Below are 15,529 nucleotides of genomic sequence, written 5' to 3' on the forward strand. Positions count from 1 at the left end.
CCCTAGCGTTCCGGCGGAAATGCTCAGTTTCAGCGAGGGGCTGGGCGTGGCATTGCTCGCGGCTTGCAGCGGATCTCTCCGTAATGCCATCGCACACACAAAGGTGTTAGTCCACTGACGTTCGTCCACGGACTCACATTAGAGGGAATTGAGGACGCGTCGGCAAGTGTTCAGTCGAGAAAAAGAGGCGGCTGGTCGAGGAGGACGCGGCGGACATCTGGCGCCACATACGACGGCGGCTTGAGCACCTTGCCGTCCTCCCGGAGTACCGGTCCGCCGTCGGGCCCAAGTTTGCTCATGTTCGCACGGTGCACCTCGCGGAGGACAGCGTCAAGATCGATGCCGTACGTCAGCGCTGCACCGTACGCGACGTACACGATGTCTCCGAGTGCGTCAGCTACAGCAACGACGTCCTGGCGGGCAACGGCGTCCTTGAACTCTTCGAATTCCTCTCGAAGCAGCTCCACGCGCAGCGCACCGAGCTGCGTGTCGACTTGCTGCTGAGGGGTGCGTTCCAGGGGCAGGTCGAAGGACATATGAAACTCGGCGACAGACTGCATCGCGCGGCTCACGCCGTTGCTCCGCTTCGGGCGGCGGGTGAGAAGCTTCGGCGGGAGGCCGAGATCGAACTCGAGCTGCTTCGTCGACGCTGAAACGTCAACTTCCGCGACGAGTTCGATTGCCAATCCCATGGTGGAATCATCCCACAGCGGTGTTGACCGTGATCTCCTCATCTGCTGGAACCGGGGGTCGTGCCGGTCACCGATTCCGTGGTCGGGTAGCTGGTGATGCCGACCGCGCAGCCGCTCTGTAGGGGCGATCGGTAGCGACGGTGCACGCTCCACCGTGCCGCTCCGACGCACGTCAAGCCGAGTTGAGCCGGCGATGGTGATTGGCAGCGAAGCGCACTACGACTCCAGGTCGCCCGGGTCCGGGACGGCTGGGTCAAGCGAGCGGAGGACGTTCTGGGTGGAGACGATGGCGGGCGTCTAGGAGTGGCCGGTGATGAAGGCGGTGGTGATGAGTGCCCCGTCGCCGAGGCGGGCTCGGCTGGGGGTGTCGGGCAGCGGCCAGTGCTGCAAGTTTTCGCCGTCGGCACCGGTCGGCGCGGCCTCGAAGGTGGCCAGCGGAGCCGCGCGAAAGTGGGCTGGCGACGACCGGACACTTCCTCTCCGCACGCGGCAGGCACTCGCTGATTCTGTTGCAATCTAGGTTTTGGGTGAGGAGGACTTCAGTCCTGCGTAGTTCGACTCATTTCCAGAAGCCAACCTCCGCGGTTGCTGCAAGTCCTGCCATGCTTCCCGCGCGGTGCGCTCTGCAGCGCCCCTGGAATGCACGGAGACAGTCATGCCTCGCTCTGCCCGCCTGTTCTCCCTCGCCCTCTCGGCGCTTCTGGTCGGCGGCATGGTCGCCGTCGCGCCGAGCGCCGTGGCTGAGACGGCCGCCCCGCTCAACTCTTCTATCGAGCCGGCGCCGCACGATCGCCCACCCGTCAAGACGCCAGCCGGCCCGAAGGTGCATGGTCGCCGTCGCGTCGAGCGCCGTGTCCGAGACCGCCGCCCCGCTCAACTCGTCCATTGAGCCGGCGCCGCACGATCGCCCGCCGGTCAAGACGTCTAACGGCCCGAAGGCGAACTCGGAGTCGCCTCAGGCTCGAGTCGCCGCCGGCCCTCCGGTGAACGACAGCATGGCCTCGGCGACCGTGATCCCGGCACTCCCGTTCGTCACCTCCAGCGCTCCTTACTACGGCGCCACGCTCGAGGCGAACGAACTGACGTCCTGTCGGACGACCGACCCCGACCACAGCGACTACTACTCCGACGTCACCGAGTCCGTGTGGTTCCGCTACACCGCGACGGCCCGACAGACGCTGACCCTTCAGGGCCACGTCGGCGACAAATACTCGGCGGTCAACGCCTACCCGGCTGGCGAGCTCGCCGAGCTCAACCGCGTCGCCTGCGTGGAGACCGAGTTCCGCGAGACCAACTATCTGCAGGTCGAGACCGGGAAGACCTACTACTTCCAGGTCGGTGTCGCCTTCGGCTGGTACTCGGGAGACGACGACCCCGCCACCCCGAGCGACCTCGTCCACCTGAGCATCACCGCGAGCCCTCCTGTCGCCGGGACCACCGTCGGTTCCGCGACGGCCATCGCTTCGTTGCCCGCGTCCATCTCAGCCTCGAACGCTCAAGTCGATTCGAACTGGTACACCCCCTACGACTCCTGCTCGAAGATCGAAGTGATGAGCGGCAGCGTCTGGTACCGCTATCGGGCGCCGGTGACTCAGAACGTGCAGGTCGACCTGCGACAGAGCGAGCGCGGGCAGGCCTTCATCGTCTACAGCTCCGACGGCGCGAATCCCACGTATGTGGAGACCTGCCCCCGGCCCAACGGCGAGTCGGACTACAACGGCACTCCGGCTCTGGATCACTTCACCGCGGAGGCGAACCGGACGTACTTCATCCAGGTCGCGAGCAGCCATTCGAGCGGCAGCGCATACACGTTGAAGCTCGCGGCCGTTTTCGGAGTTTTCGCGACCGCCGTTCCCATCATCACCGGCACGGCAGCGGTCGGGGGAGAACTGACGGTCGAGGCGCCGGCGTGGACGCCCGAGCCCAGCTACTACCAGTACCAGTGGTTCCGCAACGGCACCCGCATCGATTCCGCGTACAACGCGACCTATCGGCCGACGGCCGAGGATGCGGGCACCACGCTCACCGCCTCGGTCACGGGCGGCCGCACCGGCTACGTCTCCGCGACGACCACGAGCGCCCCGGTCACCATCGCCGCGCCGCTTCTCACCCTCATGCCCACCCCGACGGTGTCGGGCACCACCACCGTGGGCTCGACGCTCACCGCGAACCCGGGTACCTGGGATGCCGGTGTCACCCTGAGCTACCAGTGGAAGAAGAACAACGGCACCTCCATCTCGGGCGCAACGGCGAAGACGTACGTCCTCCGACCTGCCGACGCCGGCGCGACGCTGACCGTCTCGGTGACGGGTACCAAGTCGGGCTACTCCCCGGCGACGAAGACCAGTGCCACCACCGCGATCATCACGAACACGGCTGCGATCACCGGTCCGACCCCGACGATCACAGGGACCGCGACGGTCGGGCAGAAGCTGACCGCCGTCGCGGGGACGTGGAGCCCCGCTCCCGTCACCCTCGCGTACCAGTGGAAGCGCGCGGGCGTCGCCATCACTGGGGCGACCGCCTCGACCTACACTCTGGTCGCCGCGGACGCCGGCGCAGCGGTGACCGTCTCCGTGACCGGCACCAAGACCGGCTACGCGAGTACGACGAAGACGAGCGCGGCAATCACCGTCAAGGCTGCTCTCCAGACGCTGATGCCGACGCCGACCATCACCGAGACCAAGACCGTCGGCGCGACGCTCACCGCCGCAACGGGCACCTGGGACGCGGGGACGACGCTCACCTATCAGTGGAAGAAGAACGGCGGCGCGTACATCACCGGCGCGACCGCGAAGACCTACGTCCTCAAGGGCAGTGACGCCGGCGCGACCCTCACCGTCTCCGTGACGTCGACCAAGCCGGGCTATTCACCCGCGACCAAGACCAGCGCCACCACGGCCGCGATCGCCACGGGCACGCTGACGTCGGCGACTCCGACCATCACGGGCACGGCGGCCGCCGGTCAGACGCTCACCGCAGCCCCGGGGGCGTGGGGCCCGAGCCCCGTGACCTACGCCTACCAGTGGAAGCGCGGCACGACCGTGATCTCCGGCGCGACCGGAGCGACGTACACGGCCACCGCCTCCGACGTCGGCGCGAGCCTGACCGTCACCGTCACCGGATCCAAGACCGGGTACACGAGCGTGACGAAGTCCAGCGCGGCGAAGGTGATCGCCAAGGGCATTCTCACTGCGCCGACCCCGACCGTCACGGGTACGAAAAAGGTCTGCTCTACCCTGACGGCCGTCGGCGGCACCTGGGGCCCGGCTCCTGTCTCGCTGAGCTACCAGTGGTACCGCTCGGGCACGCTGATCAGTGGCGCGACTACAGGTGCGTACAAGCTGGTCACTGCTGACAAGGGGAAGACCATCACCGTGAAGGTGACCGGGACGAAGACGGGCTACACCACCACCGCGAAGACGAGTGCGGCGACGGCGGCCATCGGCTGATCCATACGGCCGTGGCGTCCTCGCCCGTGCTCAGGAGTTCCTGACAGTTCTCCGTCTTCGACCGTGTGCTCGTGCGCAGCAGCTCGTCCTTCGCCGCTGAAGGAGTGGACTGCAGCAGACCGATGGCAACCCGCTCACCGAGGGGGGCGGTCGGCGACTGCCGCGGCCTCACCTGAGACAGCAGATGACCACTCGAGGCCCGCATCGGAGGGAAGGGGTGGGGCGGTGAAACGTCCTGTCCATCAGTCACGGTCGAGCGCGGAGAGGCGCAATACCTCTGCTTCTCTCTCGACCCTCTCGCTGATGTCCAACGTCGGTTCACCAATGCACCGGATGATCCGCTTGGAAGCATGATCCACCTCTGGGTAGCCGGGTATGGCGACCGGGCTCGTGGTGTAGCCCGCCTCCCTCTCGCGCTTGGAGACCTCGCCCATGCGAGGGTGCAGATACCACGCGTGAACCGCGTAGAGGATGGCGGCGACCGCGCCGAAGGACAGGCAAACCCAGGGCGCTTCGTTCCAGAAGATCATTCCGGCGAATGCCGTCATGGCGCTCGCCGCAATCATGCCGTAGACGACATTCTTCGACATGCGGTGATACCAGGAAAAAGGCTTTCCATCGATCACGCGATGCTCGGAATACAGGTCGTCTCCCGGAGGCGTCAGGTCGCTCACGAGACATGCCTCCTACCATCCTCAACTTGCAGTGACATCACCGTTCCTACCGCAGCCGTCTCGGAATCCTCGTGCTGGTGGGACAGCTTGCGATGCCGATCATCGCGAAGATCGAGTGACGAAGACGGCTTTGCGAGGACCATCCTCGAAGCAGGTCGACCTTCTCCGGACTTTCGCTCTCGGGCATCTGCACGTCCTGGTGAATCGAGTGCACGACTGCCGGTCGTGCCTATCGGGCCGAGAGGCTGGGCCTTCTGGCTCCGACTGTCATGACAACGTCCGTCATGACTGCGACCAGCCGGGCGGCACGCGGTGCCGGAGAAGGACCGTCTCTGAAGGGGTGTGCACCGGCAGAGGCAGATGCCGATGATCCGGAGGAGCGGACTGCGCTTGCCCTCCGAGAGTGCTCGATCCGAGCGAGGACGGCGATGGCGGCGCGGCAAGTGGCGCGCGACACCCGCTCGATTGACAGCCGAGGGTGGTCCCCGAGCCTCCCCGGGAGCGCAGGCACTCAGGTCGAGTCGCTCCTCAGGAAGAGTCGCTCCTCAGGAGGAGTCGCTCCTCAGGAGGAGTCGCTCCTCAGGAGGAGTGGGGCTTCGCGTCAGCCACGCACGATCGACGGCGACCACGCGTGCTCGAGATACAGCTCGGGCCCACCCGAGCCGTCGGCCGGGATCGACCAGACGTCTGTGTCGCCCGCTGCGCCCTCGCGGGGGAGGCCGTAGAGGAGGGTGCCGTCGTCGAGCCACGCGACTTGATTGTCCACGCTCCGCTCCTCCGGCAGCACCGTCTCCACATCCGAGGCCAGATCGAGCACCGCGATCCGCCAGTCCGGCACTCCGTCCCCGACGTCCTTCTTGTACGCGACCCGCGTCTCGTCCGGCGAGAGCGACGGGCACTCCGCCGTGTCGTGGATCGCGGTCATCGTCCGCGCCGACATGCTCCCGCGCACCAGCCACGTCCGCGACCCCGACGCCGCGGTCGCATAGAAGGTGTCCCCGTCGTCGGCGAAGGTGACCCCCCACAGGTTCCGGTCCGCAGCCGTTGACATGGCGGGCGGGAAGTAGCCCTGTATAAAAAACTGAAGAAGCCCGAGCCGCTTAGTAGCGACTCGGGCTTCTTACTGCCTACCCTTTGCCTAGCCGAGCTGGCGAGTAATCTGACAGGCCCAGGAGCCGATCGCCCAGTTCGGATTCGTCACGACGGCCACTGACCCCGGGTGGGTCTTGTCGCAATAGGCCTGGATGTCGAGCGAGCCTGCGAGCGTCGGGGGGAAGCCCAGGTCGTAGCAGTAGCCCGAGTACGGGTCCCCGAAGTTGTAATACGAGGCGCCCCAGTTACCTTGATCCTTGCAAACCTTGCTCTCGAGCACGGTGTAGGAGGTGGTCTCGGTGACCGCCTGGGCGGACGGGGCGAGGGCGGCGATTCCGCCGATCCCGAGCGTGAAGGCCGCGACGGTTGTGGCCGCGGCCTTCTTGGACAGAGAATAGGACATCTGTTTCTCCTTCGGTTGGAGCGCGTGAGCTCCCGATGAGGCAGATGCGGACGAGACGTGGTTCGAGCCAGTCTCGTCTGCAGGTGGCGTGTGGGCCCGCAGGGGCCCCGCGCCACCTCGCATGCGCGAGGTGTGTGAGGCGACGTTCGCGCTAGATGGCTTCTAGCGATACCTTCACACTAAGCGGTTGGGACCGCAAACACAAGACTTTGTACTGCAAGTACGCGAAGGAGAAAAAATGAGTGAAACTCCGTCATACCCGTCCTGGGCTCGGCCGCATCCGACTCCACGCCTGAAGGGCTCGGAGGTTCGCGAGAGGGTCCTGTCGGCCGCTGAGAAGCTCCTTGAGCAGACGGGGCTCACGGTCGGACTAGATCATCTGAACATGGAGGAACTGATTCGACACGTCGGAGTACCTCGGACTTCGGTCTTCAAAGAGTTTGGCGGCAAGGAGAGCCTGGTCACCGCGCTTACTATTCGGATGATTCAACCTGAAGAAAGTATTGGAGCGGCGTTTTCTCCCGAGACGATTAAGGCTGCAAACCTCGTACTCTACGCTAATGGTCATCGGATGGGTACTCAAGAAGGGCGAGACGCCGTGCTGAGGGAAGCTGTGCGAGTCGGCGCCTTGCGGAACTATCAAGATGTGCTCACCTCGCCTTCTTGGAAAACATATATGGCCCTATCTGTCTCACTCCCGGGCTTGGAGCCAAGTCGGAGAAATGCTATTCTTGAGGCCTTGCAGACGGTCGAAGTACGCTTTATCCAGAGAATGGCGGAATTCTATGCCTCTCTGCTCAAGCCATTCAATCGTAAGGTTCGGTCTGGCTGCTCATTGGAACAGATTGCGGCTGCGGGGTCTGCGGTCGTTGAGGGCCTGGCTCAGCGCCATATGCTCAATCCGGAGATAGTCGATACGCCGCTCATGCTCTCAGGTCTAAATGGAGACCTCGTGGAGTGGCATCTTGCGGCTCTCGGCTTTTGGGCGGTAGTCGACGGTATGACCGAGGTAGATTCTCCGGATAATTAGCGACTAGCGGTGGATGACTAATCGTGTGACCTATACACTCGGATTTCATCCTCACGACTCGGTCCGCGAGAGCACGCCAGTTGTTAACGTTGGACGACCGTGATTTTGTCAGGGTTCACGCTGACTTGATCTTCGACTTTTGCAAATCACTCAAGAGTTTAGGCTTGGTAGTTCAGCCGATGGCGGAGAAGGCTTTTGGTTAGCCTCGAACGACTGACGGCGACCAGGCGTGCTCGAGGTACAGCTCGGGGTCGCCCGCACCGTCGGCAGGGACCGACCAGACATCTGTATCGCCGGCCACCCCCTCCCGCGTCAGCCCGTAGAGAAGCGTCCCGTCATCCACCCACACAACCTGATCGTCCACGCTCCGCTCCTCCGGCAGCACCGTCTCCACCCCCGACACCAGATCCAGCACCGCGATCCGCCAGTCCGGCACCCCGTCCCCGACGTCCTTCTTGTACGCGACCCGCGTCTCGTCCGGCGACAGCGATGGGCACTCCGCCGTGTCGTGGATCGCCGTCATCGTCCGCGCCGACATGCTCCCGCGCACCAGCCACGTCCGCGACCCCGACGCCGCGGTCGCATAGAAGGTGTCCCCGTCGTCGGCGAAGGTGACCCCCCACAGGTTCCGGTCGGCGGCCGTCAGCGGCGCCCCGGCGACGCTCAGCGCGAAGGACTCCAGATCGCCCGGGTCCGGCACGGCCGGGTCGAGGGAGCGGATCACGGTCTGCGTGGAGAAGGTGGTCGGCGCATACGAGTGCCCGGTGACGAACGCGGTGGTGCTCATCATCCCGTCGCCGATGCGGGCGCGGCTGGGGATGCCCGGCAGCGGCCACGACTGCAGGGTCTCGCCGTCGGCGCCTGTCAGCACGGCCTCGAAGGTGGTCAGCACGCCGCGGTCGGTCCGCAGGCAGAGCTCCATCGACTCGGTCGCGGCGACGCGGTCGCAGGCGCGGTCGGTGAGGGTGCGCGCCGCGCCCGGGTCGGCCAGGGGCACGGAGGCGACGAGACCGTAGCCCTGGCCGCTCGCGGTGTTGCGGAAGACGATCCGGTCGCCGTCGGCGGGGGCGTCGATCGAGACGGCGACGGCCGAGTCGGCGGAGGCGCGCGCCTGGTACCGCGCCCAGGCGCCCGCGCCGTAGATCGCCGCGCCGCCGAGCAGGGCGACGGCGGACACCACGGCGATGATCCAGCGCGCGCGGTCCGAGAGGCGGCCCGCCTGCCCGGCCGTCATCCCTTCTTCTCCGCGAAGCGCTCGCGCAGGAGCAGCACCGCCAGGGGGAGTGCCACCGCGAGGCCGACGGCGACGGCGATCATCGCGCCCTCCCGGCCGAGCCACAGCCACAGCGCGCCGAAGCCGACCGACGCGAACAGCCGCGCGACCGCGACGACCGTCTGGGCCGCGGCGATCCCGCTCGCCCGGATCTCGGCGGGCACGCTCGCCCCGGCGACGGCCGCGAGCACGCCGTCGGTCGCGGCGTAGAAGGCGCCGAGCAGCAGCAGGCAGGCGATGGTCACCGCGAGCCCGGAGGCGGGTGACGCCGCGAGCACGTAGACGGCGAGCAGCAGCACGTGGCCGGCGGCGAACATCCGCGCGCGGCCCCAGCGGTCGGCGAGGCGGCCGAACGGGATTGCGAGGGCGAGGTAGGCGGCGTTCGTCCCGACGTACAGCAGCGGGAACCACTGCGCCGCGAAGCCGCTGCGGCTCTGCAGCACCAGGTACACGAAGCCGTCGCCGACGGTGAGCAGCCCGAGCAGGCCGGCGGCGAGCAGGAGGCGGCGCGGGCGCCGGTCCCAGAGGCGGCGCCAGGGCAGCCTCGTTCGCGCCGCGCCGCCCGCGATGCGCGTCCGCACGTCCGGCACGAACAGCAGCAGCACGACCACGCCGAGCGTCGCGAACGCGGCCGACAGCACGAAGACCGTCGAGTAGCCGTCCGGCACGAGCAGCAGGACGACGAAGGCGAGGAGCGGGCCGATCGTCGCGCCGATGGTGTCGAGCATCCGGTGCACGCCGAAGGAGCGGGCGAGCGACGCGGGCTCGGACGAGGCGGAGATCATCGCGTCGCGGGGCGCGGTGCGGATGCCCTTGCCGAGGCGGTCGACGGTGACGACGGCCGTCAGCGCGGCCGGCCCGCTGCCGACCAGCAGGCCCAGGCGCGCGATCGCAGACAACCCGTAGCCGGCGAGGGCGACGAGCTTGGGGCGGTCGGTGCGGTCGGCGGTCCAGCCGGCGCCGATCCGGACGAAGGCGCTGACGCCCTGGTACAGCCCGTCGAGGAAGCCGTACGCGAGCGTCGACATGCCGAGCGCGGCGGTGATGTAGAAGGGGAGGATCGCGGCGGTCGACTCCGAGGAGATGTCGGTGAAGAGGCTGACGATGCCGAGGGCGATGACGGCGGGGGCGATGCGCGACGGACCGGTGCCGCGCGCGGGCTGCTCCGCGGCGCCCTCGGGCCGGTCGGACAGGGAGATGTACACGTCTAGCCGCCGCTCGGGTGCAGGACGGTGATCAGCGAGTAGCTCATCCGCGGGGTGCCGGTGGGGGTGACGGAGAGGCTCACGCTGTCCTCGCCCGCGGTGAAGACCATCGCGGCGCCGTCGGCGGGGGCGTCGACGGCGGCGGAGGTGAAGCCCTGCGCGGCGAGCGAGCGGCGGTAGCTCTCGACGATCTGCTCGGCGTCGAGGGCGACGGTCGCGGTGAGGCCCGAGCGCAGGGCGTCGCCGGCGGGCTCGACGGAGCTCGAGGCGACGATCGAGTCTCGCAGCGGGGCGACCACGGCGGTGGGGTAGCCGGCGACCAGCGCGCGGGTGGCGCTCGCGGCGGCGGGCAGGGGGAGGGAGACGAGGGCGGCGCGCGGGGTGGAGTCGGGCAGGCCGGTGTCGACGGGGGCGGGGCCGGAGACCTCGAGAGGGGCGGACGGGTCGGAGACGGCGGCGGGGGTCGACGGGTCGGGCGGGGTGACAGTGGCGGCGGAGGTCGCGCCGGGGGTCGCGGGGGCGCCGGGGGAGGAGGAGCCGGGGGAGGAGGCGCCTGGGGAGGCTGCGGCGCCGGGGGAGGAGGTGCCCGCGGATCCGGTCGCCCCCGCGCCGGTCGGGCTGCCGTCGCCGGGGCCGCCGGCGGTCGCGTCGAGCACGAGAGCCCCCGCGACCAGCAGCAGGGCGACCGCCCCGGCCGCCACGAGGAGGCGTCGTCGAGCGTCCATGGGGTCTCCGAATGCGGGCGCACCGACGATCGTGGTCGGCCAGGATCCGTCCATCCGCGTCGGGTCGCGTCTCGCGAACCTTAGCCCCCGCGGGCGTGGAGTGCACCTGTCGATACGGTGGACCGATGAAGCGGAGGCGGGCGCGGGCGGTCGCGGGCGTCCTGCTCCTCGGGCTGCTGACCGGGTGCGCGACGGGGCGCCGACGCCGTGGAGGCGCGGCATCAGGAGTGGCTCAGCCCGGACGGGGTGCTGCCGTGAGCATGTGGTGATCGCGTAATCCGCAGAGCGGATGGAGATCTGCCGTTCTGGAGTGGGTGTGGTCTCGATACGCCCTGCGGGCTACTCGACCGGCATGGATATCGATAGGCCCCTCCGGGGCCGGCCGACCATCGGGGAGCGGGGCGTCAGCTCGCTCGGCGCACGGCTCTCGAGCGGAGCGACTCACCCGGCTCACCGGGCTTGTCGCCCCTCATCACGGCCGCGCCACCGCTGCCGCGCGGGCCGACGGTGTACCGCCCCGTAGCCGCGTCCTGCACGACGGAGCGCCCCGACCGCCGCAGGTTCCTCGCCGCCTTCTCGGCGAGCTCGCGCGCGAGCCGTTGCGATTGCTCGCTGTAGCCACTCACTTCCGCCACCACCTCTGCTCGGGCGCCATCGCTCCGTTGATCACGTTGAAGACGTCGATCGCCATCTCATTGTCCTCATCACGGGCCCAGGGCGCATCGATGAGAGTCGTGAGAACGGACAGACCCATCTCCGACTCGCCACGCTTCGTGCTCACCGCTTTCTCGCACGCCCAGGCGAACCGGCCCCACCACCGTGCGAGGGCGTCGGCCTCGTGTCTCTGCTCTCGATCGCTGCGCGAATTGTGGAACGCGATGGAGGAGGCGATGCCGGCGCCCACGACGGCGAGGCTGCCTCCGAAACCTGCTGAGGTGAAGAAGATCCCCCACCAACTCGCGTCGGGAGTCGAGGGCGGGAGGAGCCGTGCGGTCACGAACGCTCCGACAGCTGCTGCTGCAGAGATCCACCACCACCCTCGAGGACGCCGGCGCGGGCGACGCGAACGGCGGGCGGCGGTCTGATGTCTCCGCCGGGCACTGGTCATTCCGGCAGCCTCCCACGATGGACCGGCTCGTCAGCGGGACCGAATCGTTCGCTGTCGTGTGGTGGCGTGCCGCGGTAGTCAGGTGCTCGGCGGCCCGGCCGTCAGGTCAGGCGCTCCGTCAGGTGGACGGCGACCTCGTCGCCGAGGTCCTTGCCGAGCTTCGTGCGGAGCTTGGCGCTGATCGAGAGCATGTGGCCGCCGGCGCCGGTGGGCATCAGGCCCGCGGTCACCGGCTCGCCGTCGACGGTCGCGACGACCTTCACCGCCTTGCCGGTGCCGAACAGCGCGACGGAGTCCGGCACCTCCACGCACGACCAGAGGTCGCCCTTCACGGTGACGCCGATCGGCGCGGTGAAGGCGACGTCGAGCGGGCCGACGCCGGTCATGCGGGGACCGCCGCGAATCGGCTCCAGAACTCGGCCGTGCGGATCTCGTCGTCGTGGTCGGGCATCGTCGTCCTCCAGGTGTCGTCGGTGCGGCAACCCAACCACAGGAGGCGTCAGCGCGTCAGTCGGCCGATCCGCTCCGCCGGGAGCGGGCGGTCGGCGTCGGTCGTCACGACGAGGCTCGGCTCCGCGCCGTCGCGCTGGTCCGCTGCGTCCATCGGGCGAGCCTCTCACGGGCGAGGTGGAGCGGCGTCGGAACATGCTGGTCGAGCAGCCCCACAGGGGCGTCTCGAGACCCGCCCGCGAGCACACGGCTCCTCCACACGCCGACTTCAGGCCCCGATCGTCCCGCCGGAGTCGCTCGCCGCCCCCGGTGTCAGTGGTCGCTGGTTCAATACTCGTATGACGGACAGCGGATCGGACGACGCGGCACCCGCCGGCGTGCGCGGGCGAGGCGACCGCGCCGCCGCCTTCGCCCGTGCCGTCGCGCCGCTGCGCCTCGCCGAGGCGGAGGAGCTCTACGCCGGCCACCTCGAGGCCCTCGCCGACTCGGACGCGTACGCGCGCGGCGCGACCCGCAGCGAGACCCGCGATCTCGTCGAGCGCTCGATCCGCGCCGAGCTCGCGGTCGCGGAGGGCCTGCCCGAGCAGGTGATCGCCCGGCGCCTCGAGAACGCGCAGCTGCTGATCGAGCACCTGCCGCTCACGCGCGCGCTGCTCGCCCAGGCACGGCTGCACTGGGAGGAGGGCGAGGCGATCTGCGCCACCGCCAGCAGCCTCCCCGAAGCCTCCCGCGCCGCGCTCGACGAGTACGCCGCCGAAGCGGCGCCGTCGATGACGCTCACGCAGCTGCGCCGAGCCCTGCGCCGCTGGAGGGAGGAGCTGCACGAGCAGCCGCTCGCCGAGCGGTACGCACGAGCCCGGGAGGATCGCGCGGTCTGGGTCACCCCGGACGTCGACGGGATGGCGACGCTCAGCCTCCACGCTCCCGCACAGGCAGTGACGGGTGCGTACGACCGGCTGCGGCGCATCGCCCGCACGCTCCGAGACGACGGCGACTCGCGCACGCTGCAGCAGCTGAGCGCCGACGCGGCGGTCGACCTCCTCTGCGACGGCGACATCCTCGGCACCACTCCCGACGCCGAGCACCGCCCCGACCCGACGTCCGTCCCCGGTGTGCGCGCCGAGGTGCGGCTGACACTCGCCGCGTCCACCGCCGTCGGCCTCGACGACGCTCCCGCGGAGCTCGACGGGTACGGGCCCGTCCCCGCGGTCATCGCCCGCGAGCTGATCCGGACCGCCGCCTCCTTCACCCGGGTGCTCACCGATCCGGACACCGGCGCCGTCGTCTCCGTCGGGCGGACGTGGCGCGTCCCGCCGCCGCAGATGCGCCTGCACCTGCAGCTGCGGGATCAGACCTGCCGGTTCGCGGGCTGCACCCGTCCCGCCAGCACCAGTGAGGCCGATCACACGGTCGAGTGGCGCCACGGCGGGGAGACGTCGCTCGAGAACCTCGTGTCGCTCTGCACCAGCCACCACCACCTCCGGCACGGCGACCGGTGGACGTACGCGAAGGGCGACGGCGGGGAGATCGTCTGGACGACGCCGACCGGACGGCGCATCAGCAACCGGCCGCCGCCACTGCCCGGGCGGCCGCCCGACCCGCCGCCGCGGCCGCGCTTCGACGACGCGCCCGCGCCGTTCTGACGGAGGGTCGATCTCGAGACGGCCACTCCGCGCGGGGCGCCGTCGCGGGCGACGCGATCAGCGCCGGCTGCTGCATGCTCTCTCTGCGCCTCTGCGCCGGGCTGCTCGCCCCGCGCGCCGGCTGCGGGCAGGGGCGGCCTCCGCTCGCTCGCGCGCCTCGTCCTCGCGGCGGCTCAGCCAGCCCGGTCCGTCCCGGCGCAGCCGCTCGGCGTCGGGGCTCGGCGCGCGGTGTGCGGCGCGCCGCCTCCGCACGAGACCGATCTGCTTCACGACGCCGACGACGACTCCGGCGCCGAAGAACGGCAGCCCGATGCCCGCCACCAGCCAGAGCGGCGCGTGCCGCCGGCCGCCGCCGACGACCGCGGTCGGATCCCAGCCGACGTCCGAGCCGAGGACGACGATCATCGCCACGAACACCCCGCTGAGCACGGCCAGCGTCCACGGCCGCGCGAGGAGGAGCGCCTGCGCGCGCTCCGACACCCTCCGCCTCGCCATTCCGCGAGCCTAGGCGCCGGGCGGTTCGGCCTGCGAGATCGGGCCCGGGCCCGGCGTCGCCCCCACCCCCGGTGAGCCGTTCGTCGGCGGGACGGGATAAAATCGTCGCTCACTCTCCTGCTCGGGCCGGCTGTCCGTCGGCCGCACCCCGCCGGCCGCCCGCATTCGGGAGGTCGGCTCTCCCGGTGGGACAGCGCAGGGGGAGATCGGATGTCGCAGCGACTCGGGTGCGAGCCGACGGCTCGGCGGCGTCGACCGGCGCTCGAGGCGGCGTCGTGACGCCCGAGCCGACACCCGCGACCCCGCTCGAGGACCAGGGCGGCATCCGCATCGAGGCCGTCGGCAGCGACGTCGAGCGCGCGCCGAGCGTGCTCCGCGGCTTCTACGCCGGCACCGACTGGACGGTGACCCCCTCCGCGGCCCCGTTCTCGTACCGCTACGCCGCTCTCGGCGACGCGGCGATGACCCTGCGGACCTCGCAGATGCAGGGCACCAACGTCGGCGACATCCCCGTCGGCGACGACTACATCGTGCAGTGGCTCGTCGCCGGCAGCTCGGTCGTCGACGTCGAGCGCGACGCGATCCCGCAGCGGCGCGGTGTCCCCCTGCTGTTCCCCGCCTACCGGTCGTTCGAGTTCTCGTTCACCGACTACGACCAGAAGCTCGTGCACCTGGGCCGCGACCACGTCGACCGCATCGCCCGCGAGCGGGGCCTGCGCGGGCCGCTCCGCTTCGACCACCTCCGGCCGGTCGACCCGGCGGCCGCCGACCGCTGGCACGCCGCGATCACCGAGATCTCCACCGCCGTCCGCTCCTGGCGCGTGACGCCGCTGCTCTGGGACCGCCTCTCCCGCCGCGGGGCGGCCGCCTTCCTCGAGCTGTACCCGCCGGAGGCCGCGGTGCTGCCCGAGGTGCTGCTCGCCCCGCGGAACGCGAGCGTGCGCACCGCCGCGGAGTTCGTCCAGGAGAACGCGCACCTCGCGCTCGGTCCGCTCGAGATCGCCGCCGCCGCGCACCTCAGCGTGCGCGGACTGCAGGTCGCCTTCCAGCGGGTCCTCGGCACGACGCCGCTGCAGTACCTCCGCGACGTGCGCCTCGACCGGGCGCGCACCGATCTGCTGCTCGCCGACCCGGCGGACGCCACCGTCGCCGACATCGCCCGCGACTGGGGCTTCACCCACCTCGGCCGCTTCTCCGGCGCCTACGCCGCGCGCTTCGGCGAGTATCCGAGCGGTACCCTGCAGCGCTGACCGACCGACTATCCGAGAAACGCACGGGCGGCGGGCG

Annotated in this window: 14 protein-coding genes; 4 read left to right on the forward strand and 10 right to left on the reverse strand. The window is 69.7% G+C overall.

Annotated elements, in window-relative coordinates; genetic code table 11:
- Window positions 1–170: 170 nt before the first annotated feature.
- Window positions 171–692, reverse strand: a complete 522-nt coding sequence (locus tag GTU73_RS01510; RefSeq protein WP_208543715.1) for a MazG nucleotide pyrophosphohydrolase domain-containing protein — start codon at window positions 690–692, stop codon at window positions 171–173.
- Between the two features lie 995 nt (window positions 693–1,687).
- On the opposite strand from GTU73_RS01510, the gene GTU73_RS01515 reads away from it, so the two are divergent.
- On the forward strand, window positions 1,688–4,144 hold the full coding sequence (locus GTU73_RS01515) for a hypothetical protein (RefSeq protein ID WP_160086351.1): 2,457 nt from the start codon (window positions 1,688–1,690) through the stop codon (window positions 4,142–4,144).
- Window positions 4,145–4,386: 242 nt separating this feature from the next.
- Here GTU73_RS01515 and GTU73_RS01520 read toward each other — a convergent pair whose 3' ends face one another.
- From GTU73_RS01520 to GTU73_RS01530, 3 genes are all read right to left on the reverse strand, one after another.
- Window positions 4,387–4,818 (reverse strand): hypothetical protein, encoded by a 432-nt coding sequence (locus tag GTU73_RS01520; protein WP_160086353.1) that lies wholly within the window; start codon window positions 4,816–4,818, stop codon window positions 4,387–4,389.
- Window positions 4,819–5,419: 601 nt separating this feature from the next.
- Complete coding sequence (locus GTU73_RS01525; RefSeq protein ID WP_160086354.1) at window positions 5,420–5,869, reverse strand: hypothetical protein; 450 nt, start codon at window positions 5,867–5,869, stop codon at window positions 5,420–5,422.
- Between the two features lie 87 nt (window positions 5,870–5,956).
- Window positions 5,957–6,313, reverse strand: a complete 357-nt coding sequence (locus GTU73_RS01530) for a hypothetical protein (protein WP_160086355.1) — start codon at window positions 6,311–6,313, stop codon at window positions 5,957–5,959.
- A 238-nt stretch (window positions 6,314–6,551) separates the two neighbouring features.
- On the opposite strand from GTU73_RS01530, the gene GTU73_RS01535 reads away from it, so the two are divergent.
- A complete protein-coding gene (locus GTU73_RS01535; RefSeq protein WP_160086357.1) occupies window positions 6,552–7,343 on the forward strand; it encodes a TetR family transcriptional regulator in 792 nt (263 codons plus the stop codon).
- Window positions 7,344–7,542: 199 nt separating this feature from the next.
- On the opposite strand, the gene GTU73_RS01540 is transcribed toward GTU73_RS01535, so the two are convergent.
- The 5 genes from GTU73_RS01540 to GTU73_RS01560 form a co-directional block, all read right to left on the reverse strand.
- The gene (locus tag GTU73_RS01540; protein WP_160086359.1) at window positions 7,543–8,577 is read right to left on the reverse strand and encodes a hypothetical protein; all 1,035 of its coding nucleotides are present in this window, start codon (window positions 8,575–8,577) and stop codon (window positions 7,543–7,545) included.
- Window positions 8,574–9,815, reverse strand: a complete 1,242-nt coding sequence (locus GTU73_RS01545) for an MFS transporter (RefSeq protein ID WP_244231885.1) — start codon at window positions 9,813–9,815, stop codon at window positions 8,574–8,576. Before GTU73_RS01545 ends, GTU73_RS01540 begins: the two co-directional genes overlap by 4 nt.
- A gap of 8 nt (window positions 9,816–9,823) precedes the next feature.
- Window positions 9,824–10,546: a hypothetical protein gene (locus GTU73_RS01550; RefSeq protein ID WP_160086363.1), complete on the reverse strand. Its 723-nt coding sequence runs from the start codon at window positions 10,544–10,546 to the stop codon at window positions 9,824–9,826.
- A 622-nt stretch (window positions 10,547–11,168) separates the two neighbouring features.
- Window positions 11,169–11,543, reverse strand: coding sequence for a hypothetical protein (locus GTU73_RS01555; RefSeq protein WP_160086365.1), 375 nt, complete (start codon window positions 11,541–11,543; stop codon window positions 11,169–11,171).
- A gap of 212 nt (window positions 11,544–11,755) precedes the next feature.
- Window positions 11,756–12,040 carry a DUF1905 domain-containing protein gene (locus tag GTU73_RS01560; protein WP_160086367.1) on the reverse strand — a complete coding sequence of 95 codons (285 nt, stop codon included), beginning with the start codon at window positions 12,038–12,040 and terminating at the stop codon, window positions 11,756–11,758.
- 402 nt (window positions 12,041–12,442) lie between these two features.
- Between GTU73_RS01560 and GTU73_RS01565 the strand changes: the two genes are divergently transcribed.
- Window positions 12,443–13,747, forward strand: coding sequence for an HNH endonuclease signature motif containing protein (locus GTU73_RS01565; protein WP_160086369.1), 1,305 nt, complete (start codon window positions 12,443–12,445; stop codon window positions 13,745–13,747).
- Between the two features lie 57 nt (window positions 13,748–13,804).
- Here GTU73_RS01565 and GTU73_RS01570 read toward each other — a convergent pair whose 3' ends face one another.
- Window positions 13,805–14,242 carry a hypothetical protein gene (locus GTU73_RS01570; protein ID WP_160086371.1) on the reverse strand — a complete coding sequence of 146 codons (438 nt, stop codon included), beginning with the start codon at window positions 14,240–14,242 and terminating at the stop codon, window positions 13,805–13,807.
- 275 nt (window positions 14,243–14,517) lie between these two features.
- On the opposite strand from GTU73_RS01570, the gene GTU73_RS01575 reads away from it, so the two are divergent.
- A complete protein-coding gene (locus tag GTU73_RS01575; RefSeq protein WP_160086373.1) occupies window positions 14,518–15,492 on the forward strand; it encodes a helix-turn-helix domain-containing protein in 975 nt (324 codons plus the stop codon).
- Window positions 15,493–15,529 lie beyond the last annotated feature (37 nt).

Source organism: Rathayibacter sp. VKM Ac-2804 (assembly GCF_009866655.1).
Lineage (GTDB): Bacteria > Actinomycetota > Actinomycetes > Actinomycetales > Microbacteriaceae > Rathayibacter.

Excerpts from the sequence above, each read along its gene's own strand:
- GTU73_RS01515 (WP_160086351.1), top strand. The coding sequence starts at position 1,688 with ATGGCCTCGGCGACCGTGATCCCGGCACTCCCGTTCGTCACCTCCAGC.
- GTU73_RS01530 (WP_160086355.1), bottom strand. The coding sequence starts at position 6,313 with ATGTCCTATTCTCTGTCCAAGAAGGCCGCGGCCACAACCGTCGCGGCC.
- GTU73_RS01525 (WP_160086354.1), bottom strand. The coding sequence starts at position 5,869 with ATGTCAACGGCTGCGGACCGGAACCTGTGGGGGGTCACCTTCGCCGAC.
- GTU73_RS01535 (WP_160086357.1), top strand. The coding sequence starts at position 6,552 with ATGAGTGAAACTCCGTCATACCCGTCCTGGGCTCGGCCGCATCCGACT.
- GTU73_RS01550 (WP_160086363.1), bottom strand. The coding sequence starts at position 10,546 with ATGGACGCTCGACGACGCCTCCTCGTGGCGGCCGGGGCGGTCGCCCTG.
- GTU73_RS01540 (WP_160086359.1), bottom strand. The coding sequence starts at position 8,577 with ATGACGGCCGGGCAGGCGGGCCGCCTCTCGGACCGCGCGCGCTGGATC.
- GTU73_RS01560 (WP_160086367.1), bottom strand. The coding sequence starts at position 12,040 with ATGACCGGCGTCGGCCCGCTCGACGTCGCCTTCACCGCGCCGATCGGC.
- GTU73_RS01570 (WP_160086371.1), bottom strand. The coding sequence starts at position 14,242 with ATGGCGAGGCGGAGGGTGTCGGAGCGCGCGCAGGCGCTCCTCCTCGCG.
- GTU73_RS01510 (WP_208543715.1), bottom strand. The coding sequence starts at position 692 with ATGGGATTGGCAATCGAACTCGTCGCGGAAGTTGACGTTTCAGCGTCG.
- GTU73_RS01565 (WP_160086369.1), top strand. The coding sequence starts at position 12,443 with ATGACGGACAGCGGATCGGACGACGCGGCACCCGCCGGCGTGCGCGGG.